Annotated in this window: 16 protein-coding genes, 1 pseudogene and 1 riboswitch; of the genes and pseudogenes, 11 read left to right on the top strand and 6 right to left on the bottom strand. The window is 52.9% G+C overall.

Features of this window, described 5'->3' with window-relative positions:
• The first annotated feature begins 38 nt into the window (after window positions 1-38).
• From KP707_RS12670 to KP707_RS12690, 5 genes are all read left to right on the top strand, one after another.
• Window positions 39-437 carry a heme-binding protein gene (locus tag KP707_RS12670; protein WP_211503231.1) on the top strand — a complete coding sequence of 133 codons (399 nt, stop codon included), beginning with the start codon at window positions 39-41 and terminating at the stop codon, window positions 435-437.
• Between the two features lie 24 nt (window positions 438-461).
• Window positions 462-1,697 (top strand): MFS transporter, encoded by a 1,236-nt coding sequence (locus tag KP707_RS12675; protein WP_211503230.1) that lies wholly within the window; start codon window positions 462-464, stop codon window positions 1,695-1,697.
• A gap of 58 nt (window positions 1,698-1,755) precedes the next feature.
• Window positions 1,756-2,541, top strand: coding sequence for an SDR family NAD(P)-dependent oxidoreductase (locus tag KP707_RS12680; RefSeq protein ID WP_215751678.1), 786 nt, complete (start codon window positions 1,756-1,758; stop codon window positions 2,539-2,541).
• Window positions 2,542-3,255: 714 nt separating this feature from the next.
• Window positions 3,256-3,687: a sterol desaturase family protein gene (locus KP707_RS12685; RefSeq protein ID WP_249210260.1), complete on the top strand. Its 432-nt coding sequence runs from the start codon at window positions 3,256-3,258 to the stop codon at window positions 3,685-3,687.
• A 5-nt stretch (window positions 3,688-3,692) separates the two neighbouring features.
• Window positions 3,693-4,841, top strand: a complete 1,149-nt coding sequence (locus KP707_RS12690; RefSeq protein WP_211503228.1) for a glycosyltransferase family 1 protein — start codon at window positions 3,693-3,695, stop codon at window positions 4,839-4,841.
• Between the two features lie 68 nt (window positions 4,842-4,909).
• Here KP707_RS12690 and KP707_RS12695 read toward each other — a convergent pair whose 3' ends face one another.
• From KP707_RS12695 to KP707_RS17080, 3 genes are read right to left on the bottom strand one after another with little or no spacing between them, the layout of a single operon-like run.
• Window positions 4,910-6,124 (bottom strand): glycosyltransferase family 1 protein, encoded by a 1,215-nt coding sequence (locus KP707_RS12695; protein ID WP_211503227.1) that lies wholly within the window; start codon window positions 6,122-6,124, stop codon window positions 4,910-4,912.
• On the bottom strand, window positions 6,121-7,488 hold the full coding sequence (locus tag KP707_RS12700) for a capsule biosynthesis protein (RefSeq protein WP_211503226.1): 1,368 nt from the start codon (window positions 7,486-7,488) through the stop codon (window positions 6,121-6,123). The genes KP707_RS12695 and KP707_RS12700 overlap by 4 nt, the downstream gene beginning before the upstream one ends.
• Window positions 7,485-8,999 carry a hypothetical protein gene (locus KP707_RS17080; protein ID WP_211503225.1) on the bottom strand — a complete coding sequence of 505 codons (1,515 nt, stop codon included), beginning with the start codon at window positions 8,997-8,999 and terminating at the stop codon, window positions 7,485-7,487. The genes KP707_RS12700 and KP707_RS17080 overlap by 4 nt, the downstream gene beginning before the upstream one ends.
• Before the next feature lie 466 nt (window positions 9,000-9,465).
• Here KP707_RS17080 and KP707_RS12710 point away from each other — a divergent pair, with 466 nt between their 5' ends.
• Window positions 9,466-10,716 carry an LTA synthase family protein gene (locus tag KP707_RS12710; protein WP_211503224.1) on the top strand — a complete coding sequence of 417 codons (1,251 nt, stop codon included), beginning with the start codon at window positions 9,466-9,468 and terminating at the stop codon, window positions 10,714-10,716.
• A gap of 40 nt (window positions 10,717-10,756) precedes the next feature.
• On the opposite strand, the pseudogene galE reads toward KP707_RS12710, so the two are convergent.
• Window positions 10,757-11,744 (bottom strand): annotated as a pseudogene (gene galE / locus KP707_RS12715) (UDP-glucose 4-epimerase GalE).
• 353 nt (window positions 11,745-12,097) lie between these two features.
• Between galE and KP707_RS12720 the strand changes: the two are divergent.
• From KP707_RS12720 to KP707_RS12735, 4 genes are read left to right on the top strand one after another with little or no spacing between them, the layout of a single operon-like run.
• Window positions 12,098-14,278 carry a TonB-dependent siderophore receptor gene (locus tag KP707_RS12720; protein WP_338085333.1) on the top strand — a complete coding sequence of 727 codons (2,181 nt, stop codon included), beginning with the start codon at window positions 12,098-12,100 and terminating at the stop codon, window positions 14,276-14,278.
• A complete protein-coding gene (locus tag KP707_RS12725) occupies window positions 14,232-14,555 on the top strand; it encodes a hypothetical protein (RefSeq protein ID WP_249202960.1) in 324 nt (107 codons plus the stop codon). The genes KP707_RS12720 and KP707_RS12725 overlap by 47 nt, the downstream gene beginning before the upstream one ends.
• Window positions 14,552-16,015 carry a PepSY-associated TM helix domain-containing protein gene (locus KP707_RS12730; protein ID WP_211503222.1) on the top strand — a complete coding sequence of 488 codons (1,464 nt, stop codon included), beginning with the start codon at window positions 14,552-14,554 and terminating at the stop codon, window positions 16,013-16,015. The genes KP707_RS12725 and KP707_RS12730 overlap by 4 nt, the downstream gene beginning before the upstream one ends.
• The gene (locus KP707_RS12735; protein WP_211503221.1) at window positions 16,012-16,305 is read left to right on the top strand and encodes a hypothetical protein; all 294 of its coding nucleotides are present in this window, start codon (window positions 16,012-16,014) and stop codon (window positions 16,303-16,305) included. Before KP707_RS12730 ends, KP707_RS12735 begins: the two co-directional genes overlap by 4 nt.
• A gap of 2 nt (window positions 16,306-16,307) precedes the next feature.
• Here KP707_RS12735 and KP707_RS12740 read toward each other — a convergent pair whose 3' ends face one another.
• Window positions 16,308-17,624 carry a voltage-gated chloride channel family protein gene (locus tag KP707_RS12740; protein ID WP_249202958.1) on the bottom strand — a complete coding sequence of 439 codons (1,317 nt, stop codon included), beginning with the start codon at window positions 17,622-17,624 and terminating at the stop codon, window positions 16,308-16,310.
• Between the two features lie 36 nt (window positions 17,625-17,660).
• A riboswitch (Fluoride riboswitch) is annotated at window positions 17,661-17,742 on the bottom strand.
• A gap of 105 nt (window positions 17,743-17,847) precedes the next feature.
• Window positions 17,848-20,232, bottom strand: a complete 2,385-nt coding sequence (locus KP707_RS12745; RefSeq protein ID WP_211506885.1) for a TonB-dependent receptor — start codon at window positions 20,230-20,232, stop codon at window positions 17,848-17,850.
• A 347-nt stretch (window positions 20,233-20,579) separates the two neighbouring features.
• Here KP707_RS12745 and KP707_RS12750 point away from each other — a divergent pair, with 347 nt between their 5' ends.
• On the top strand, window positions 20,580-21,668 hold the full coding sequence (locus tag KP707_RS12750) for a purine nucleoside permease (RefSeq protein ID WP_211503219.1): 1,089 nt from the start codon (window positions 20,580-20,582) through the stop codon (window positions 21,666-21,668).
• Window positions 21,669-21,828: the final 160 nt, after the last annotated feature.

The following is a 21,828-nucleotide window of genomic DNA, read 5'->3' on the forward strand; positions in this document are numbered from 1 at the left end:
GCAGTAACTTTTTCTTCAGAAAGACAGGTTCTCTCCTCATGAAAATGTCCTTTGCACAGACCATGCTTCAGGCTGCGGTCCAGGAAGCCGAAAGGCTCAACCTAAAAGTCTGCATCTCCATCGTGGATATGGCAGCGTGGCCCATGGCTTTCTTACGCATGGACGGGACGCCACTTGGCCCGATTGATGTCAGTCAGAAAAAGGCAAGAACTGCCGTCCTGTTTCAGATGGACAGCGCCGACTTCGCCAAAATCGCGCATCCAGACGGACAGGCATATTCACTTGAAAATACGAATGGCGGCCTGACAAGCTTTGGCGGCGGGATCGTTCTGAAGTCTGCTGACGGTACGGTGATTGGAGGCATCGGCGTATCTGGTGCCAGCTCTGAAGACGATATTGCTATTGCTCGTGTTGCGGCAAACGCCCTGACATCCTGAAGACCATCAACACTGGATCACCCCATGCCCTCAGAGACACTGCATCCTGAAGGAAGCGCGCCTCTGGTTGCGCCTCCTCATGGTAGAACTGCTGCACTCCTCCTCCTGACTTTCGGGACGTTCGTAGTCGGGACAGGCGAATTCGCTATTATGGGAATGCTGCCCGAGTTTGCAGCATCTCTCGGCCTCACACCCGCAGATGCTGGTCATGCGATTACGGCCTATGCGCTCGGCGTCGTCGTTGGCGCCCCGCTCATCACCATCCTTGGAGCACGCCTCTCGCGCCGGGAACTGATGCTCGTTCTCCTGCTGCTGTTCTGTTTTGGAAACGCCCTGAGCGTCGCCATGCCCACCCCTGGTCTGATTGAAGTGGCGCGCTTCATCACAGGGCTCCCCCATGGCGCATTATTCGGCATATCCGCACTCGTCGCGGCCTCTATGGTCGAGCGCTCATATCGTGGCTGGGCTGTCGGCCGTGTGCTGTCCGGCATTGCGATATCAACCCTGATTGGCGCACCATTTTCCACATTTGCCGCCAATCATTTCGGCTGGCGCATTGCCTATCTCATTATTGGAAGTCTGGGCTTCGTCACATTCCTGGGTGTTTTGCGCTATATTCCAGCCGACGTACCGAACCGGAAAAACTCCCCTCTACGAGAAGTAAAAGCGCTCGGAAATACGCAGGTTCTGCTGACGCTTCTGACCGCGGCGATTGGCTTTGGGGGAATGTTTGCAATCTACACGTATCTGACGAGCGTCGTGCAAAACGTCACGCATGTGCCCGAATGGGAGGTCATGCTTTACATGGTCATCTGGGGATGCGGCATGCTGGCCGGAACCAACGTTGGCGCATGGATTGTTGATCGAAACATCAATCTTGCCGTTATCCTGGCCCTGTCAGGCAGCATTTTCGTGATGCTTCTGTTCCCTTACGTCATGCACAATCCACTTGGCCTGATGGCAGATGTTTTCTTTATCCCAGCCTTTGTGAATGCTCTTGGTCCAGCCCTGCAGACGCGCCTTATGGACTTTGCAGAAGACGCGCAGACACTCGCTGCGTCCCTTAACCATTCGGCTTTCAATATTGCCAACGCTCTGGGCGCCTCTCTTGGGAGTGTGCTTCTGGGGCGGCAGCTTGGTTATGGCTCACTTGGTATCGGAAGCGCACTGCTCTCGGCAGGCGGTCTGGCAGTGTATTTCATCGCGCTTGCAGCTTTGAAACGCAGCGGTCTCAGGGAGGTCCGTGGTTCCATAGATTAAGCCAGCGGATTTTTCAGCACTCTCTCAAATCAAACAAAACAATAGATGCGAGGTCACCATGGATCTGAACCTTAAAGGTAAAACCGCTCTGATTACTGGCTCAACGTCCGGGATCGGACTGGCCATTGCCAAGCGTTTCGTGGCGGAGGGCGTCAATGTCGTCATTTGCGGTCGAAGCCAGTCAAGGCTGGATGCAGCCACGGCAGAATTGAATGCGCCAACGCAGGTCCGTGCCGTGCAGGCTGATGCCGGGACACAGGCCGGAGTTGCAGCTTTGGTCGAAGCCGTCCCCTCCGTTGATATCCTGATCAACAACCTTGGGATTTTTGAACCTAAAGCTTTTGCCGATATCGCGGACGAAGAATGGAGCCATATCTTCGAAGTCAATATCATGAGTGGCGTCCGGCTTTCCCGGCACTATTTCCCAAACATGATTGCGCAGAACTGGGGACGCATCATCTTTGTCTCCAGCGAATGCGGCGTCGTGACACCGGGAGACACCATTCACTATGCCATGACCAAGACAGCGCAGCTTGCTGTGTCACGTGGTCTGGCTGAAGAAACCAAGGGAACCGGCGTTACCGTCAATTGCGTTCTTCCGGGCCCAACAAAATCCGAAGGCAGTACGGCCTTCATCAAGGCGGCCGTTACGAACAAGGACGCATCAGAAGAAGAGCGGGAAGTAGAATTCTTCAAAACAATGCGCCCCCTTTCCCTTCTCCAGCGCCTTATTCATCCGGAAGAAATTGCAGCTCAGGTCGCGTTGCTTTCCAGCCCATTCGGCGCCGTGACCAATGGTGCTGCGGTCAGGTGCGAAGGCGGCATTGTCCCGACGATCTTGTAATCTTCAAAACGGCAACTGATTACTTCAGCGCCAATGTTTGCCGTTGATGGAGTTCCTGCATGCTTCGGCCGCAGGAACTCCATCTGGCCAAGATTATAGATCGCTAAAAAAGCCATATTTCCATACGACAAGCAGCCCCATGCTCATCGTAACCTTAGCGACAGAATGATGAACAGATTTGACGCTCTAGGTGAACTCGCTCCAATGGCAGCGTCAGAGCAATGATCACATGCGGGATGTATCGAGAAATCACGTCTTGCGACCTGAAATTTGAAAAAAACCTTCGTAAATTTCTGACGTTTTACGAAATCTGAAGATGTGTTCGTTCAAACAAACCACCTCTTCAGAAATGTTTGGAACCAAATTGAGTGGTCTGACTAGTTTGAAAGCCTTCGTTAACCTGCTGAGCTGGTGCAAGAAGGACACATCCTTCAGTTGGAAGCTCAAACATTACTATGCGTGTCTTGAGAACATCGATATGATCGCATGGATCAACGCGTTCTGTTTTCCGAAAAAAGAGGGAATTCAGCACAGACAACAAAGGTTTCAGGGGAATTCTGCCGAGTGTCATTGAGGCTTTTCAGAAATGACTGGCTGGAACGGCTTACATATATGCCGTTGTCAGTTTTCATCCCGGTTTGGGTCGTCATATTTTCCCTTGTCTGTCTGGACTGTATGCCGATGGCGGTGGCTCCATTTGTAGCCCTGTTCCTTATGGGCCTTATCTTCTGGTCTTTTTTTGAATACCTTGGTCATCGTTTCCTTTTCCACCTCGATCTCTCGCATGAGATTGGCAAACGATTTATCTTCCTGATCCACGGCAATCATCATGACGAGCCCGGAGAGAAGCTCCGCAACATGATGCCCCTGTCCGTCAGCCTTCCCCTTGCAGGCTTGCTCTGGGCTTTGGCGCATTTTTTAGGGGGCCATAACGGCACCACATTTTTCCTCGGCTTTCTCGCGGGCTATATTGTCTACGATCTTGTTCACTACGCCTGTCATCAGTATCGACCAAAGCGGGGCATTCTTCGCAAACTGCGTCGTCACCACCTCATTCATCATTACGCTGCGCCAGAAAAAAATTTCGCGGTAAGCAACGATGTCTGGGATCGGATTTTCCACACCAAGACCGGACGCTCTCCCTGATACCAATGCGGATTGGACTTGATACCCGCAATACGGGCCGTGCTGGTGGCACGGGCGTTGCAACATACGCAGCGACTTTGGGAGAAGCCTACAACGAGGCAGGCATTCGCCCTGCGTGGCTACATGATGACATGGCCACGCACGCAAATGTTCATAACTTTCCCCAGAAAATCAAACGCCTCGTCCGTAGCACTTGGCCCAACAGTTGCGTCCAGCAGACAGGTGACGGCTATATTGGTCACGACCTTTATCGAACAGCCGAAATAAGGGACCGGACGCTTCATAGGCCGATTTCCATAAAAGCTGACGTGCCACCGGATCTGATGCACTGGACCTATCCGGTTCCCCTGCAGTGGCCAGGCATTCCCAATGTGGTGACGATCCACGACATTATTCCACTGCTCCACCCTGAGTTCAGCGACACTCCGGTCAAGCGCCTTCATAGACGTCTGAAATTCTGGTGTGACAATGCCGATGCCATTGTCACGGTTTCAGAAGCGGTCCGGCAGGATCTGATCCGTTTTTTCGGGCTACCTCCGGAAAAAATCAGCATGCTGTCTCAATCGGTTTCTTTTCCAACAGACCTCATGGCAGAAGCGCTGACTGTCGAGGCTCCTTGTCCAAAAGACGGTTTTCTTTACTTCGGCACGATTGAACGTCGCAAAAATGTTGGACGACTGATCGAAGCCCATGGTCGTTCTGGACCAACTCGCCCTTTGACCCTGATCGGCGCTTTAGGATTTGGGGGAGCAGAAGAGCTTCATGCCCTCAAGCATCATCCAGTCCCTGAGCGCGTGCGGATCCTGCCCTGGTGCAGCCGCCCGGCCTTAGTTCGCGCAATCAGAGAAGCACGATGTGTCGCTTTTCCGTCTCTGGCTGAAGGCTTTGGTCTGCCTATTCTGGAAGCCATGCTTCTAGGTACCCCCGTTTTGACGAGCCTGGGGCATGCAACAGAGGAAATTTCAGGAACGTCAGCGCTTCTTGTAGACAGCACAAACGTAGAAGCATTGGCTGGAGGCATTAAAACGCTCGACCAAGACGATGCATTATGGGCGGCTCTTTCATCTTCGGGCCGGAAACGCGCACAGGACTTTGCTATTGAGCCCTATGCACGACGCATGAAGAAATTCTACCAAACCCTACTGGATAGGTGATCATCCGCGATAGAAAACCAATCATTCAGCAGTTATTTTTAAATGGAATTTCTATAAATATCTTCCGATTACTGTATCAGTGAAAGTGCTTTCGCCACGCTCTCTTCCCAGGAAAGGGTGCAGAAGCTTCCTGTCTGTAACGTATGGTCTGTCCTGTCACACCCCGAAGTAGAGTAACGCATAATCGCGTCCAACCACGCCGGCCCGTCCAGAGGATCGAGATAGCTTGCCGCACATCCTCCAACCTCTCGTAAAACTGGAATATCGGAACAGAGAGCTGGCACGCCCAGCGACAAAGCTTCCGCAAGTGGAAGCCCGAAACCTTCGACAAAGGACGGGAAAAGGAGCCCGGAGCTGCCTTTCAGAAGGGTTTGAACCATCGTGTCAGGCAATGACTGGCACTCAATGACGTGTCCCTTGAGTGCTGGTGCGCGATCTAGAAGATCAAGAATATTCTCGTTCTCCCAGCCACGCTTTCCTACGATTACCAGTACAGGCGCCGAGGATGGTGCCTGTTCAACAAGACGACGCCAAACATTGAGCAAGAGAAGATGGTTCTTACGGGGCTCAATGGTACCCAGACATACAAAATAGGGGCGCCCTTTGAGCTGATCGCAAAGTGATGCATCCAGTTCCATCCTGCGTGTATGGAGGTGAGGAGCATCGACCCCGTGAAGAACTGCGTGGACTGGAATATCGACTGAGAGTTCCGCCAGATGTCGACAGACTGTTTCCTTTACGTAGTGCGACGGTACAATAATGGAATCAGCATAATGTGCGACTGTCTTGAGACGGATTTCATGCCGCGCAGGCTCTCTCGGGCGAGAATATTCCGGAAAGTCTATCGGAATAAGATCATGAATCATCACCACGCACCGAGCACCTGTCTGCCGGAGAAAGGCACCTACCACTTTAGGGCGTGTCAGATGATGATGTGAAACATTAAGGTATATTGTGCCAGAGGCCATTGTCGCAGGTCGATGCCAGAACAGGCCACGATTAATCGCACCGCATAGGCGCGCGGCCGGCCGGCCAGAACCGGATTGTCCCCACTGAAGTTCCAGGGCCTGTATGAACCGCCGCGCCGTGGCCTGGTCAATCATTCCCATCACACCAATTGGGTGCATGGCACAAAAGCGCGTTTGTTCTGATACATGAGCCAACAGGTATCGCGCATAGGCCAGCTCGACCCGGTCAATGCCCGTTGGTACACTTGCTCCCGAACGGGAAAGAAGGCGCGAAATATCCAGAAGAAACGGAGGTATTGCCTGACTTTCCTTCACTCAGGAGCCCCTACGGCGTCCGCAACCTTTTCTGAAAGACGTAAGAGCGGACGGCTCATTCCATGCCAGAATTCATGCCCTTCCTCAGTCGCCCGTGTCTGAAACAGTTGAGGCGAATGTCGTTCAAGTTTTGCCACGACACCCCGCACCAGCTTGGACATCGCTTCGTCTGAGAAAAAGCCACCGGCGACAAGACAGTATTCGACCAGAACGCGCCTGAATGCCGCGAAAAGCTCCATATCCGGCTTTTCCGGGGTCTTCCAGAATGCGTCGAGTGTTCCCTCGTATGTAATGCCGGGAATATTGTAGATGGCCTGCCCCAGCGTAATAACCGGAATACCTTCTGCCAGAGCCAATGTACCAGTCGTACTATTGATTGTGATGACGCCTTCAGCCTGCTTGACCAGCAAGGCAATGTCACCCCCTTCGATAAAGCCTATCCGCCCGAGCACTCCATGACGGCGCCCGGAGCACGCAATAATATGCCGCCAATCGCGCAGACCATTATCCAGAGGATGCTGCTTGATAATCAGCCGCATATTTGCCGGTGCGTGAGCCGCAAAGGAAGAAATGACGTATTCAATCGCCTCCTGCATGCCACTAAAGCCCGAATGGAGACGGACCTGAGCATCCGCATCCAACTGAAGAGGAAAGAGCATATAAGGCGCTTTACAGGCCTCAAGCCTGCTCAGAACTTTCTTCGTACGTTCGGTAACAGCCTTACGACGCGAAAACCGCTTCAGCCAGCCCATTCCCTCAACAAGGGGATGCCAAGGACGATGATTTGTCCAATGCGGGAAATACCATCTCAAAAGAAGGTCAGCAGTATTATAGGCAATACCTTCCGCTGCACGCCTTTGAAAAGAAGATGGCACGGACCTGTGAGGCAGTTGGGGAGGAAGCAATTGCGCCTCTACGCGGTAATAGTCGGGATCGCGCGGTAAACGCGAGTGGCCGTTCACGCCCCCAAGTTCAAGCGTCACCCAGTCCGGCCTGAGATACCCTTCTTCAAAGACGTGCATCGGAATTTGGAGCTCTTCACAGACCTTCGCCGCGGCCATGTGATGCAGGCGACAGTCTCCGAAAATAACGACATCCGTAATTTCGCGTTGCACAATGAAATTACGCAGAAAATCAGGCCAGTCTTCAAGGCTTCCCCGATAGTCCACACCACCTGGGAGGCGCCAGAAAAGCTTGTCTCCGCCATTGAAGTTAATTTTGGAGACCTTGTAGCCATCCGCCAGCAGGGCTTCTCCGACGCGCTCAAAAAACGGCCCCATTAACCCCTGTAGAAACAGGAAATTCCGCCTTTTCAGAGGTTTGAGATGTTTCTTGCCGAAGTGGCTATCGCCGGGTGCCTTCATTTCGGCCAGATCCTCATGCGTGTATGCTGTATTCGCCTACGTAGACGGCCTTGCAATCTTCGTAAACGCACAGTGAAAGATGTTGTCCATATTGTTGGGTCTGAAAGTCTCTCAACAAGAACTTCAGGCCCACAGGGTGTTCGGGTGACCGGATCCAAATAAAGCGGATAGAGAATGAGCGCCCCTGCTACAAGCTCTTCCAGTTGTAGATTTCGTCCCCTACGGCCGGTGCTCGGAGCCAGATCGCACGTCAGCCCCCATCCTGCGTAGAATGGATTTCCATAAGTCGTCACCGCACGCTCCCGTAACAACGCTTCGAAGCCTGCAAGCGACGTCATGGTGTGAACTTCGTCTACCTGAGCAATCAAAGAGACCATTGGGCCTCCTCGTGCGATCTCATCTGCATACTGCAGGGCGATATCATCTCTGACTGCACCGGGGCGATGACCGGCATCCACATCCGGGTGAGGACGAAAAACAATGTGCGCATCGGGCATCCGATCACGAACATTACGAAGCAAGGAGAGGTTGTCGCTGACGTCCCCACAGCCCAACCGAATGGATAGATCGTTACTGACCTGCCCCGGCACCAGAATAACCGTCTTCCCGGCAGGACGTGAAAGCAAGGAACCAACGTCAGCCGTACTCCCGTATTTGGAGACATTCCGCACTACGAGTGTGTCAATCAAATGGCGAGCGCGAGCCCGCAGGCTGTCATCAAAAGAAGTCTCCATCAGGATCTTTTCAAGATCACTGGGGCGAGAAGGATCAAAATAGATGCCCGACCGATCGAGCACGATAGAACAGGGGGGAAGAAGATCACTTCCGAGCCCGACGGACCGCAAAAAGCCATCTTCAACTTGGCAAATGCCTACACCCTGAGCCTTTGCCTTATTTTTCAGTCCAGACGGGATACGGCTGGACCAGGCAGCAATTATTCCTTTGCGACGTTGCGCTTCGCTTAAAGCGCCATACATGGAATGCCGAAAAAAGACCCTCTTCCGGCTCACATTGAAAAACTCGCGAATACGCTCGCGTTTCCACCATGCCATGCCAACGCAGACCGCCACATCCCGCGTCCGCTCCCAGGCACGACGGTCGTCAGAAACGATCCTTACCGCTTCGGTTAGATCGATTGACCTGCCATCGAACGGGCTACGCCAGGAAATGGCCCGTGTCAGCCATTCGAGAGCCATGGTTTCGGAAAATACGCCCTCGCCTCCTTCGGGCGACCATATTCTCACTAAGCAACCATAAGCTGCACCAAGAAGCGCTACGTCGTCCCGACCCGTTGTCCAGACTTCATCAACCTGTTCAAGCATGCTGTGCGGGTCCACCTGAGACACAACATGCCCGCCTGCGGCTCTGATCGCATCGGCATGATGCAAATGCTGGGAAAGAACGACGACTTTCCGTGCATCTACCTGAGCCGTAACATGCTTCCACAAACTCCAGGCAAGAGCCGCGTCTGCTGGCAGCGACAGGAGAGTATTGCGCTCAGCGGAAAGCACTACTGACGGTAACCAGAAAGCTCCCCCAATCTTTGCACGTCGAATGTCATGCAAGATCGATGCAGCAGAATGACATAGATTTTCGCCAGAGAATGAGGAGATACATCCCAGTTCAACATCCTTGCTCTCAGCCCTTGGCGGTCGCCTGAGCAAGACCGAGTCAATTGTAGAGCCTGTGCTTGATGGATGAAATCTCATAGACATGCTTTCTAACTGAAAGCCTGCTGCATCCGAAAGCCGATTTCGAATTCATGATTTATCTTTTTTCTGCGTCGTTTCTGTGAAGAACTGCCTGTTCTCCCTTTGCTGCACGGTCGTATTTTCGATCTTATTTGACAGATTCATTCGGCCAGACCGCAGTGGCTGGCGCGGATACACACTTCATACCCTATCTATCCTGACTTTTTACGGCGCAACACTTGCGTTGACAGGGGGCTTTTGGGTTGCCTGCGTTCTCACGGACGCATTGTTTCTAGCCCTTGTCATTGCTTCCAACATCAAGTTTCGAGTGTTGGGCGAACCCTTAGTTTTCTCTGACCTGGCGGTCGCTGCCTCATTCCTGCGTTATCCACGCTTTTATCTTGCTGCGATCCCGACTTTTCTGAAGATTATCTTAATACCTGCTGCATTGCTCGTCTTCGGATGCGTCATCGCGTTTTCTTCTACTGCACTTACAGCTCATTTCGCCGGGTTGCTGATACTGCTGATCTCTCTCCTGGGCCTCAGTGCTGGCTGGAAATTTCACTGGCGTTCCAATGTTATGTTGCGGCCTGATCTTGAAGCAGACATCGTGCGATGCGGATTACTTCCGGTATTGCTCATTTACACGCTCAGATGGCGAGCAACACCATCACCGCCCCCTGCCCAGCCACTGCCCGCACGGGAACCAGATACAGACCCGGCACCCTTTCTGGTCATCGTACAGTGTGAGTCCTTTGCAGATCCCAAAGATCTAGTTCCCAACCATCCACTTGCTCCCCTCAATAACTTTGAGCGACTGAAGAAAAATTCCGACCACTATGGCGCGCTATCCGTCAGCGGTTTCGGCGCATACACAATGCGCACGGAATATGCTGTGCTTTGTGGGCGCAGTGAGGAGGAGCTTGGCTTTCGAGCCTTTGACCCCTTTCTGACAGCTCAGGATGAGCATACGTTTGGGTTACCAAATCGGCTTGCAGCCCTTTATGAAAAACGGCTTTTCGTCCATCCTCACGATCTCAGGTTCTACGGTCGAGATTGCCTGATGCCTGCGTTAGGCTTCACCAAACTTGTCGGCCCAGATGATTTTACAGACGCTGAAACAGCCGGTCCCTACATCAGTGACAAGGCAATCGGTGACTATCTTCACGACCGCATCGTGTCGGCTGAAAAGCCAGAACTGATTTATGTCGTAACCATGGAAAATCATGGCCCTTGGGACGCAGGCCGCCTGGATGCCGCAGATGCTCTAACGGCCTGGGAACGCCACGCTCAGAATGGTGACGCTTTATTGGGGAATCTGGACCGTACATTGCGTGACTGTGGGCGCCCCGCACATCTCATATTCTTCGGCGACCACCGCCCGTCAATTCCGGGATACGTTACGCCTTCAAAAATACGGTCAACGCCTTTTATTTCTCTTTCCTATAATACTTATGAAAATGAGGAATTTTTCAAGAATCTCACAATACACCCATCAGAATTACAAGATATTATTTTAAAAATTCTTGCAAAATAAAATTAATTATAAATATAGAATATACAACTTCCTAATACATTTAATTTTCATATCCATCTAGGTGTTTTTTCCGCCATTGCATGGCCGTATCAACAATACTGTCGAGATCACTAAACCTCGGCGTCCAGCCGGTTTCTTTTCGGAACGTATTAGAATTCGCTATAAGCATTGCAGGATCTCCTCCACGACGAGGAGCAGCCTCCCATAGGACTTTCTTCCCACTGACCCGCTCTACGCTCTGGATAATTTCCAAATTTGAATACCCACGCCCAGTGCCGATATTATAAGCCACGCTCCGGCTATCGAGCTGACACAACGCACGGATATGTGCGTCAGCAAGGTCGGTAACGTGAATATAATCGCGAATACAGGAACCGTCCCGAGTAGGGTAATCTATGCCAAAAATCTTAAGCGCAGGACGCCGCCCCAATGCTACATCGATAGTCAATGGAATAAGATGTGTTTCGGGATTATGGTCTTCGCCGGCACGCCCCGCCGGATCAGCCCCAGCAGCATTGAAATATCGAAGTGTCGCACTTCTTAAGCCGTAAATAGCATCTGCCCAAAGCAAAACGCGCTCAATGAAAAACTTGCTCTCACCGTAAGGCGATCCAGGCTGCACCCCAGCATTCTCTGGAATAGGCTCCAAACGCTCAGGTCCACCAAAGAGTGAAGCGGTCGAAGAAAAAATAAATTTCTTAACTTTATTGTCGATACAGGCCTGTATGAGATTTAACGATGTCAGATAATTCTGACGTAAATAATGCAAGGGTTCACGCATGCTGTCTGCGACTACTGAAAGTGCCGCAAAATGCATCACGCCATCCCAAGGTCCTTGCTCAACGATTTTAGCTGTTGCGGAAAAATCCAGAAGATCGACCTGGTGAAAGCCGACGCTGTCCGGCAGAGCCGCACGATGGCCAGTACTCAAGGTTATCAAGAACGACAACATCGTGACCGCCATCGAGCAGAGCAAGAACGACGTGACTACCGACAAAACCGGCTCCGCCAACAATCAGGAAACGCATCCAGGCTACCCAGAAATTATGTAAATTACACGATACAAAAATATTCCCAGCTCACAAATACCAGAAATATTTTTTCGAGCACATAAAAACAAACTGCCACCACGCTCAAATAAAAAATAACTAAAAATACTATAAACCAGAAAATTTCTAATATAAATGGAAATAAGAAAACATATTACAAACAATAATAATTACGAACAAATAACATAGTTCATCGTCAAAATTTTTAACCTGAACCTACTCACCCACAATGCTCACCCGAAAACAATAATTTTTTCAAAAAATTCTTATTGCGAATAATTATCATTTGAATGATAGTCCCGCTTCCTTCATCAAGCCACCGCGTGAGTCCCGTGCCCAGCAATTCCCGAATTACCCCTGCTATTGCCGGTTTGTGCCTTGTTTTCAGCCACGCTCACGCTGCTGACCAGACAACGACAACCCCATCAGACAACCATACGAACAGGAAATCGACATCCACTCCTGCCAAGATGGAGCATATCTCCGTACGGGCACGCAGAATGGCGACCGTGGCGACGTCTGCAACGAAATCAGATACGCCACTGATCGAGACGGCTCAGTCTGTCACGGTCATTACACGTAATGAGATGGACGTCCGGGGCGTTCTCAACCTCAATCAGGCAGTCCGCTACACAGCAGGCGTCACTGCGGACCAGCGCGGCGGTGCGGTTGGCACGCGTTACGATCTGTTTGCCCTCCGCGGCTTCTCCGTCCCAACGTTTCTGGATGGATTGAAACTTCAGGACAGCCCCACAGGGTACGCGGTGGCGCAGACCGATACATCACGTCTGGATCGGGTTGAAGTCCTTAAAGGTCCCGCCTCTGCACTGTATGGCCAATCCAGTCCCGGCGGCCTGACGGCCCTCTCCAGCAAACTACCAACCGACCAGCGCTTCTACGGCGGGATCAATACAACGGGAGGCATGTTTGACCTTTATCGCGTCGACGCCGATGTCGGCGGGTATGCAACAGACAATGGGTTTGTTCGGTACCGGCTCTACGGCACCGTCAATGGGCAACATACACAGTTAACCCGTACGGGAAGCCGCCGCTTCTCCATCAGCCCTGCGGTGACCTTCGGCGGGAATGGGCCGACAACGCTCACGTTGCTTGGAAATTACCAGTACGACCCTGAGAACGGGACTTATGGTGGCGTCCCATTGGTAGGCTCGCTCAAGCGGGCGCCATACGGCTATCTGCCCAGAAACTTCTATGACGGTGATTCATCCTTCGAAAAATACAATCGTCGCCAAGGCGCCATCACCTACATCTTCAATCATACATTCAATAATGACTGGAGCTTCACGTCTCGCGGCCGTTATGACGATGTGAAGACCCAATACCGCAGCGTCTATGACATGGGATATTATGTCAGCGACGATACGCTGGCCCGCTCAGCAATCGAGACATACGAACGCACCCATAACCTGGCGTTTGACAGCCAGTTCAAAGGCAAAGTCCGGACAGGCCCGCTGCAGCACACGCTGATGTTCGGTTTTGATTACATGCAGCAGAGCGCGACAGAAGTCGGGTTTTACGGCGCAGCACCTGACCTGAACGTCTTTCATCCGAACTACAAAATGGCCATTGATCCGATGTCTCCATGGGTCAACTATCGGACGGACTCCCATCAGGTGGGCGCTTATGGGCAGGATGAGATCCGCTGGGACCGCCTGATCCTGACGGGCAGCATCCGCAACGACTGGTATCGCTCCCATCAGGTTGAATCCAACTACAATTCAGACAGCCGTCAGAGCCCCAGCCAGATTACCTGGCGCGCCTCCGGCCTCTATCATTTTGATTTCGGCCTTGCGCCGTACATCAGCTATTCGACATCTTTCCAACCACAGTCTGGCGCAGTGTCCAGCGATGGCGGAAAGACGATGCATCAGGCTGCCCCGTCTCTCGGAAAGCAGCTTGAGGGCGGCGTGAAATATCAGGTTCCAGGAACCAGCATCCTGCTGACAGCAACCGGTTTTCACATCGAGCAAACCAACGTTCTGGTTGCTGTCGGAAACACGGGTTACAGCACCGCCAGTGGTCTGGTTCATTCAGATGGTTTCGAGTTCGAAGCACATGCTGAGCCATATAAGAACCTGATGGTCACAGCATCCGTCAGCTTCCAGAAAGTCCATGACGATTCAACCGGCAAGCCCCTTATGCAGTCGGGCAAAGGGAATTCCTCGCTGTTTGTTTTCTACACGATGCCATCCGGCCCTCTGAAGGGCTTCGGCTTTGGCGGCGGTATGCGATATTCTGCCAAGACCTATGGTGGCGAAGCATCCTATGGCAGCGTCTGGATTCCGCAGTATGCGCTCTTTGATGGTTCCATCCGCTACGATCTCAACAACCTGTCCCACAGACTGCATGGCTGGACAGTTGCTGCCAGTGTCCGAAACCTGTTTGATAAGAACTATGTGGCGAACTGCCTTGCTTACGCCTCTTACAATCAGGAATTCTGCTATTATGGCGAACGCCGCAACGCACAGGCGAGCGTTGGCTACACTTGGTAAGTCCGGTCCGGCGCGCCAGCATCTGACCTTGCGTTTACTGGCGGCATTGCCCGGCGGATACGCATTGTCAGCGCTTGGAGGGATCTGCCTGAGCCTCTGGCTCCCCCTCTCCCGCGCAGATTGCGCTATGGCCGGCATCCTTGTCGGCCTGCTGGTCTGGCCGGTTACGTTCATGGCCTGCTTTAGCGTTGCCGATGGTCGCAAAGCTTTTGGCGTCACGCTGCTTGCGACACTCCTCACGGGAGGACTGGCTCTTTTAGAGGGCTGGAGACCGTGAAAAGCAATTTTCGCGTCTCCATGGCCTGGCTGCACACGGGCCTTGGGCTGATAACTGGATGGGTTCTCTTCGCAATTGCCCTGTCTGGAACGCTGAGTGTGTTCCGGCAGGAAATCAGCGTCTGGATGCGGCCAGAACTGAGCGCCACCAGTATCTCCCCCATTGAAGCAAGCGCTCACGCCGTAGAGTGGCTCACACAAAATGCCCCGACATCTCCGGCCTGGTATCTGAATGCACCGACACAGCAGGAGCCATTCACGCTAGGGGTCTGGTCTGACCCCAAAGGCGTGTATTTGCAGAAGGCACTCAGCCCACAAACCGGCAGCCCTGATGGCATTCGACAAACCTTTGGCGGCGAGTTTTTCTACCGCTTCCATTTCGAGCTTCAACTCCCCTACCCGTTTGGTCGCCTGATCGCGGCCATCGCCGCGCTGGCCCTTGTCGTTGGCCTGATTTCCGGCGTCATTATTCACCGCAGGATCTTCGCGGATTTCTTCACATTCCGCCCTGGGAAGGGACAAAGAAGCTGGCTGGACGCACATAATCTTCTCGGCGTTCTAGCGCTCCCATTTCATCTTATGATCTCCTTCACAGGCGCCGTTACGCTCGGAACCCTGCTTCTTCCGTGGAGCACGCAGGCCATTTACAAGCATGACCTGATGGCCACGTACACAGACCTGAATCCAGCCCTCGATGCCCGTCCGCCCAGCGGCCATCCGGGCCATCTTGCGCCCATCCTTCCCATTCTTCAGGATGCGGAAAAACGCATCGGTGAAGCCGGCATCGCACAGATCTATATCTTCAACCCGACCGATCAGGCGTCAGTCATCACCATCACATCAGGCAACACGAATACCGTCAGCACGACATCCCACACCCTGAATTTTGATGGCACGAACGGCCATCTTCTCAGCGAACATGTCGAAAAGCGGCCGCTCATTGGTGCTTACACATTCCTGTATGGTCTTCACGTCGCACGTTTTGCGCCAAGTGTGACGCGTTGGCTTTATTTTGTATGCGGACTGATGCTGACGGCCGTCATCGGAAGCGGAATGCGCCTCTGGACGATCAAACGCCTGAGAAGCAACCCTCATCTCGGGCACGTGCTGACAGAACGCCTGAATGTGGGGGTTTTGGCAGGCCTTTCCCTGGCGTTTGCATCCTATTTCCTTGCAAACCGTATCCTCCCGGCTGGCCTTCCGGGACGAGAAAATCATGAAATTCAGTGCGTTTTCACCATCTGGGCTCTCGCCCTGATTTTTGCCCTGTTCCGTAAATCAGAAGCAGCCTGGACCGAACTTCTGGCTGCCTGCGCTTTGGCATGTCTGGCCGTAGCGGCATTGGGGGCGCCATGGCGTGATAGTGTCAGCGCCGCGACAAGTGTAACGGCCGCACTTTTTGCCGGGTCGTTCGCCTATGCCGCCATCAATACCTATCGCAAGAAAAGACTTTCCCCATGATGGGGGCGACGCTGCTGTGTGGGCAGATTTCCATTCTGTTGATGGCGGCGGGTTCTGCTCGTGGCAGCGGCATTTTCTTCAAAAAACACACGTCGGCGTCCTATCTGCTCGGCCTTAGACTGACAGGCTTCGCACTGCTAGGTTTAAGCCTGATGCTTCAGTTCCATGGATCGCAAACGCCCATCATTGATGTCATCACATGGCTTGGCCTGCTCAGCGTAGAAATGTTGCTGGCAGCCCTGCTCTGCACGACATTGAACGCCAAGAAAAATCCGCCGCGCCGGAAATAGCTTCAACGACTGCAGACATCTCGCAGCGACTGCCCCTGTTCTTTAGAGAAAAGAGCCAGTTTGGGCGTCCCGATCCTTTGGGAAAGATAGATGCCGGTATGGCCGGACACGAGATAGGCGATGAAACAACCAGTCGCGTAATAAATCACATCGGTCGCACCGAAGAGCTCCACCGCCATGAATGTACAAGCGAGAGGTGTATTGGCTGCTCCGGCAAACACGGCCACGAACCCCACCCCTGCCAGAAGATCAACCGGCACACCCAACAGAGGGGACAATGCGTTACCCAAGCCCGCCCCGATGAAAAAGAGGGGCGTCACTTCTCCGCCTTTGAAGCCGGTTGCCAAGGCGACAAGAGTGAACACCAATTTCCAGAGCCAGCTCCAGGGATAATATCCAGCCCCAAAGAAGTTCAGAATGCTCGCCCCGCCCTCCACATGTGAGACAGTGCCGAGGCCAAGGTAATCTCGCGTTCCGAGTATCCAGACCAGCAGCAACGTCAGCACCCCACCAATCGCAGGCCGTATCCAGGCTGATGGGCAAAGTCGCTGGAAAACGCCTGCAAGGCGATGAACACCGTCCGCAAATGCCCGGCTTGCCAGACCGAAACACACGGCAGCAAAACCGACCTTCACCAGCAAAACGGCGTTGACGTGAAACATCGAACCGTCTGCCGCGGCGATCCCCCGAAAGCCGACATGATAAACGGCATGATGGATACCCCATGCATGACACGTCCAGTCTGCGACAATCGAGGCCACCGCGACCGGGAGCAGAGCTGCATAATCAAGCCGGCCGAGCGTCAGAACTTCCAGTCCGAAAACAGCCCCTGCAACAGGCGTTCCGAAAACGGCACCAAAACCTGCGGCAATCCCCGCCATGAGCAACAGGCGCATGTCCTGCACGTGCAGCCGAAACAGGCGGCCAATGGCAGCAGCAAAGCTTCCTCCGATCTGAACGGCCGTTCCTTCCCGACCAACAGATGCGCCGAAAAGATGACTGACAACCGTTCCAAACAAAACCAAAGGCGCCATGCGGAAAGGGACGCCGCCGCCCGGCTTATGAATTTCATCAATAATCAGGTTATTGCCTGCGGCTGATTTCCCGCCGAACCACTGATACAGCAGCGCAACGCCCACTCCGGCCAGCGGAAGGCCAAAGATCAGCCAAGGGGTCTCAAACCGTATGTCCGTGGCCTGGTCCAACAACCAGAGAAACAGGGCACAAACAGATCCGACACTTCCGCCCAGCAGCAGAAGCAAAAAACCCCATCGCAATGTCGTCACAGCCACGCGGGGAAAATTATGGAAAGCAGGCATCGGACGCAGTTCTCCTGTCATGCTTCTGAAGAAGCGAGTTTGACAGGAATCATCAGCATCTCGCAGAGGAGAGCGGTTCGACCAGTATGGTCAGGCAGAATCCATTGCCGTTGTCGAAATGCTAGCGTTCAAAGCCAGCGCTGTCATCCTCGCAATACAAAAAAACGGCCCTCCCTGTTTCCAGGAAGAGCCGTCTTTCTCTCAAATGCGTGTTGCCGCCAGATCAGAACCCGACAGAGATGTTCCCCGTCACGCTGAAGCGCGGATAGAGGTAATAGGTTGGCGTTCCGCTGGCACTGATCGTGCTGCCATAAACACCCTTGGCTGCTTTGGCATTGGACACGAGGCTGTAGGCGCCAGTCCGGACGAAATCGCCGCCCAGATTGCTGAAATTCAGCTGGAATTTCGGTGCCTTGAACCGGCCGTAGGAGTTGAAGCGATAACCCAGTGACAGATTATCCGTCAGATACCCTGGGATTTTTTCGTCGTTCATAAACGTCGAATACTGGGACGATACGTAGCTGACGCTGCCATTCGCAAAGAAATGACCATCATCATATGTCAGGCCCGCACTCGCATGCACATGCGGAGACTGAACGGCCGTTTTACCCTTGGTCGGCAGCAGATCACTGACCGTCTGACCATTCAGGGTGCCCGTCGTGAGGATATTGGAATCCATCGTGGCGTTCAGATACTCGACGGAAACATACGGGCTGAGATGGTGCCACGGATGTGCCGAGATCATGAAGTCAACACCACGCGCGGTCTGGTTACCCGCGTTAATGGTGGAACTGATGGCCTGATTGTTGATGTAAACGCTCGTGGACAACAGACGGTTGGTAATGGAGTAGTTGAACAGCTCCAGATCCGTCATGAAGTAATCGTTATCAAAGCGCCAGCCGAGTTCTTCCTTGATCGAATACTGCGGCTTCGGGTTGTACGGATTGCCAACATAGCCACCCGTCTGTGCATCATAAACCTGCCCCAGCGATCCCGGATCTGGCATGCGGAAGTCGCCTTCGGCATTCACATAGATCAGGTTGTGCTGATCAATCCGATAGCTGATGCCAACCTGCGGCAAAGGCACAACCTGGTTCTGCTCGGTGCGCGGCGTTGAGGATGCGCCATTGACCGTCCAGCGATTGATCATGGCAACCTTGATGCCGCCATTCAGCGTCAGGCGATCATGCAGGAACTTGGCCGTATTCTGGAAGAACAGCGAATGGATCTTCCACCCGGCATCCCCCTGGTACGGCATATAGCGCGTTCCATTCACATACAGCCCCTTGGAGGTGTTGTACGGGAAGTACTGGCTGCCATTGGTCTGCAACACGGAATACATGTTGTTAACCTGATTATCCTGATAATCGAACCAGTATCCCAGTTCCATATGATCCCAACTGACCGGATCATAGTTCAGCTTCGCCACCGTCCCAGCGTGTGGACGATAAACGCTGTAGTAGGAGGCTGAGGGCACACTGCCAGAAATGGGCGTTCCACCCTGGCCAATGGTCGCGTTACGACCCGCTCCGCTGAAGAGGCTTCCGTTATAGGTATAGCCGCCGTTGTAAACGTAATATGGCTTGAAATCGAAAGAGAATTTCGCCGGCAGATGAATGTGGACAGGCAGCGTTACGAAGACCTGATCCCACATATTGCCATTCAGCATCCCGTATTTTGACGGGTTCGACGGATCATAGCTGGACGAGTAATTATACGTCCCGATCCCGTCTTTCTTGTCATAGAACTGCTTTGCCGTCGGCTTGAGCGGCTCCATCGTGAACTGGTGGTTCCATGAGACAAACAGGTTAACGGAAGAGCCGTCCTCAAAGTCCTTCGCGGCACCGAAATCGAGATGACGACGCTCGTTCGTTCCTGGCCCATTCCAGTTCCGGGCATGTGTATGGGAGAAGGACGCAAACGTGCGGATGCCGGAATTGCCGATGTCACCGCTCTCAACACGGAGGAACTCACGGGACATGTTGTTTGTGCCGTATGAGAAATCCATCAGGCCGCCGAACTTATGAGACGGCGTCATGGTCTGAGAGTCCATGATACCAGCGGCCGCGGACGTTACCGGCAGATCAATGGCAGACGATCCCGGCGTAACGGAGATCATGTTGACGTTTTCAGTGTCAACGTTCTGATTCAGGTAATACGCGGTCGCGACAGGCACACCATTCAACAGAATGCCCATGTCTGAATCGGTCAGGCTTCGGCTGTTGATCTTGCCACCAAGAATACCAGAGCTATCGACAGTAGAAACCGTGACGCTGGGCAGGTTCTTGATCATGTCCAGCGCCGTACTGGCCGGGCTCTGCATCTCGATATACTGGCGCGTAACGGTCTGAACCGAGTGCGATGCCATTTCGTGGCGCATCATGCCACCGCCACCATTCAGCGCCTGACGGGACACACGGACAGAAATTGCTTCCGCGTCCTTGGCATCAACAGCCGTGCGATGATGAACAGGTGCCACATGAGGATGAACTGGCGCAGCATGCTTACCCCGAGCCTGCGAGACCGCAGCATAGGCTGCTGCATCACAAAATACTCCGGCCAGCACAGTGGCTGTCAGCAGTGTGAGACGTCTGGCACCAAAATTCATCTTCACGCGATCCTAAGATGTGTCGTTTTGCGGCAGAAAATATTCAGAACGTCGATCAAAGCAAGTCAGGCGAAGAACTTACTGATCCTATATTTTGAATTTTATTCTGGTTTTTTATCGTATGTGTCTTTTAAATCACACATATAGACAATATATATTTTGATATAATTTATTTATACAACAGTAAATTATCAAATATTCCAATATATACTTTAAAATATTACTGTACCTATAAATGGCATCAATCCGTTGCTTATAATAGAACACCTATCGGAGATGAATATTTCTTTTCGACATCTTTCCTGTATGGTGTCCTCATTATGAGAGCGGAACGACGGTAGAAATACATGAAACTTATCTCTTTTGTGCAACAAATCATGCCACGCGCCCTTTCCATGGGCTGTCTGGCCTCACTCGCACTCACAACAGCGCCAGCCAAAGCCAAAGAACAGCCTTGGGATATCCGCGCCGTCGTACTCACCACATACGAAATTGGTGAAGATACCGGAGACCGGGCAGGAGAATTCCAGCCCTGGATCGAAGGAGAGCATCTCACAGAGAAGGTTCCGTTCCCTCTCGGCATTCATCCGATCTACACGGATGCGCAACATCATCTGTTAGTCGTCGTAACGGGAACACCGATTGCCCCGGCAACGACATCCGTCATGGCCCTCGCAACGGATCCGAGATTCGATCTGCGCCATGCTTACTGGATGGTGGATGGTATTTCCGGCTTTGACCCCACCGTCGCGTCCGTCGGTTCAGTTTCAATCGCGAACTATGTGGTTGGAGACATCACGCGTTACATCGACAAGCGGGAAGCACCGAAAGAATGGCCATACGGCTATTTCATGATCACCGCTCAAAAGCCCAATCAATATGCCCTCTCAGGCGGGGATGCGCCCGATGGCAGCATTCAGCATAATAATGCATTCCAGTTAAATCCGTCTCTGGTGCACTGGGCCTATGACCTGACCCAGACCGTCACGCTGTCTGATCCGCCGCAGCTCGAAGCCCAGCGCAAGCTCTACAAACCAACCGACATCGCTGCTGGACGCCCAGCTGTCGTGACGGGCGGAGACTTCGGCTCAGATACCTTCTGGCATGGCAAGATCATGACCGGTTTTGCTCGGGACTGGGTACATCTTCTCACACAGGGCAAGAGCCATTTTGTGTCCAGTGACATGGAAGACTCTGGCATCCTCGAAGCCCTGACACGCCTTGGGCAGGCCGGTCGCGTGGACAGCAGCCGTGTTCTGGTTCTTCGCAGCGCCTCAAATTACACTGAGCAGCCTCACGGCATGACAGCCGTCCAATCCATGAACAGCGGCTATGACGGAGAAAAAATTGCCTTGGATAATGGATACCGTGTGGGCTCCCGCATCATTCATGAACTCCTGCAACACTGGGACAAATTCGGCACCCAAACGCCCTGAAGAAGCCTCACCTTCTGTTGCTGGCATAATATTGCGAAGTCTTGCTGGAGGGTTCATACAGCATGTCAGACTCTCTTTTCCGTGAGAGAGCCTGACATGGAAGCGCCTATCCGCTTCAGCCGCCGACCGGACATGTTTATCGACTGATCGTGCCCCCCTT

The sequence above is a fragment of the Gluconobacter sp. P5E10 genome (genome assembly GCF_018812145.1).
In the GTDB taxonomy this organism is placed as follows: domain Bacteria; phylum Pseudomonadota; class Alphaproteobacteria; order Acetobacterales; family Acetobacteraceae; genus Gluconobacter; species Gluconobacter cerinus.

Bases quoted from the DNA above. Each gene is read 5' to 3' on its own strand.
- KP707_RS12740 (WP_249202958.1), bottom strand. From the start codon at position 17,624: ATGCCTGCTTTCCATAATTTTCCCCGCGTGGCTGTGACGACATTGCGA.
- KP707_RS12680 (WP_215751678.1), top strand. From the start codon at position 1,756: ATGGATCTGAACCTTAAAGGTAAAACCGCTCTGATTACTGGCTCAACG.
- KP707_RS12685 (WP_249210260.1), top strand. From the start codon at position 3,256: ATGGGCCTTATCTTCTGGTCTTTTTTTGAATACCTTGGTCATCGTTTC.
- KP707_RS12675 (WP_211503230.1), top strand. From the start codon at position 462: ATGCCCTCAGAGACACTGCATCCTGAAGGAAGCGCGCCTCTGGTTGCG.
- KP707_RS12725 (WP_249202960.1), top strand. From the start codon at position 14,232: ATGGCGAACGCCGCAACGCACAGGCGAGCGTTGGCTACACTTGGTAAG.
- KP707_RS12690 (WP_211503228.1), top strand. From the start codon at position 3,693: ATGCGGATTGGACTTGATACCCGCAATACGGGCCGTGCTGGTGGCACG.
- KP707_RS12700 (WP_211503226.1), bottom strand. From the start codon at position 7,488: ATGAAGGCACCCGGCGATAGCCACTTCGGCAAGAAACATCTCAAACCT.
- KP707_RS12750 (WP_211503219.1), top strand. From the start codon at position 20,580: ATGAAACTTATCTCTTTTGTGCAACAAATCATGCCACGCGCCCTTTCC.
- KP707_RS12670 (WP_211503231.1), top strand. From the start codon at position 39: ATGAAAATGTCCTTTGCACAGACCATGCTTCAGGCTGCGGTCCAGGAA.
- KP707_RS12745 (WP_211506885.1), bottom strand. From the start codon at position 20,232: ATGAATTTTGGTGCCAGACGTCTCACACTGCTGACAGCCACTGTGCTG.
- KP707_RS12735 (WP_211503221.1), top strand. From the start codon at position 16,012: ATGATGGGGGCGACGCTGCTGTGTGGGCAGATTTCCATTCTGTTGATG.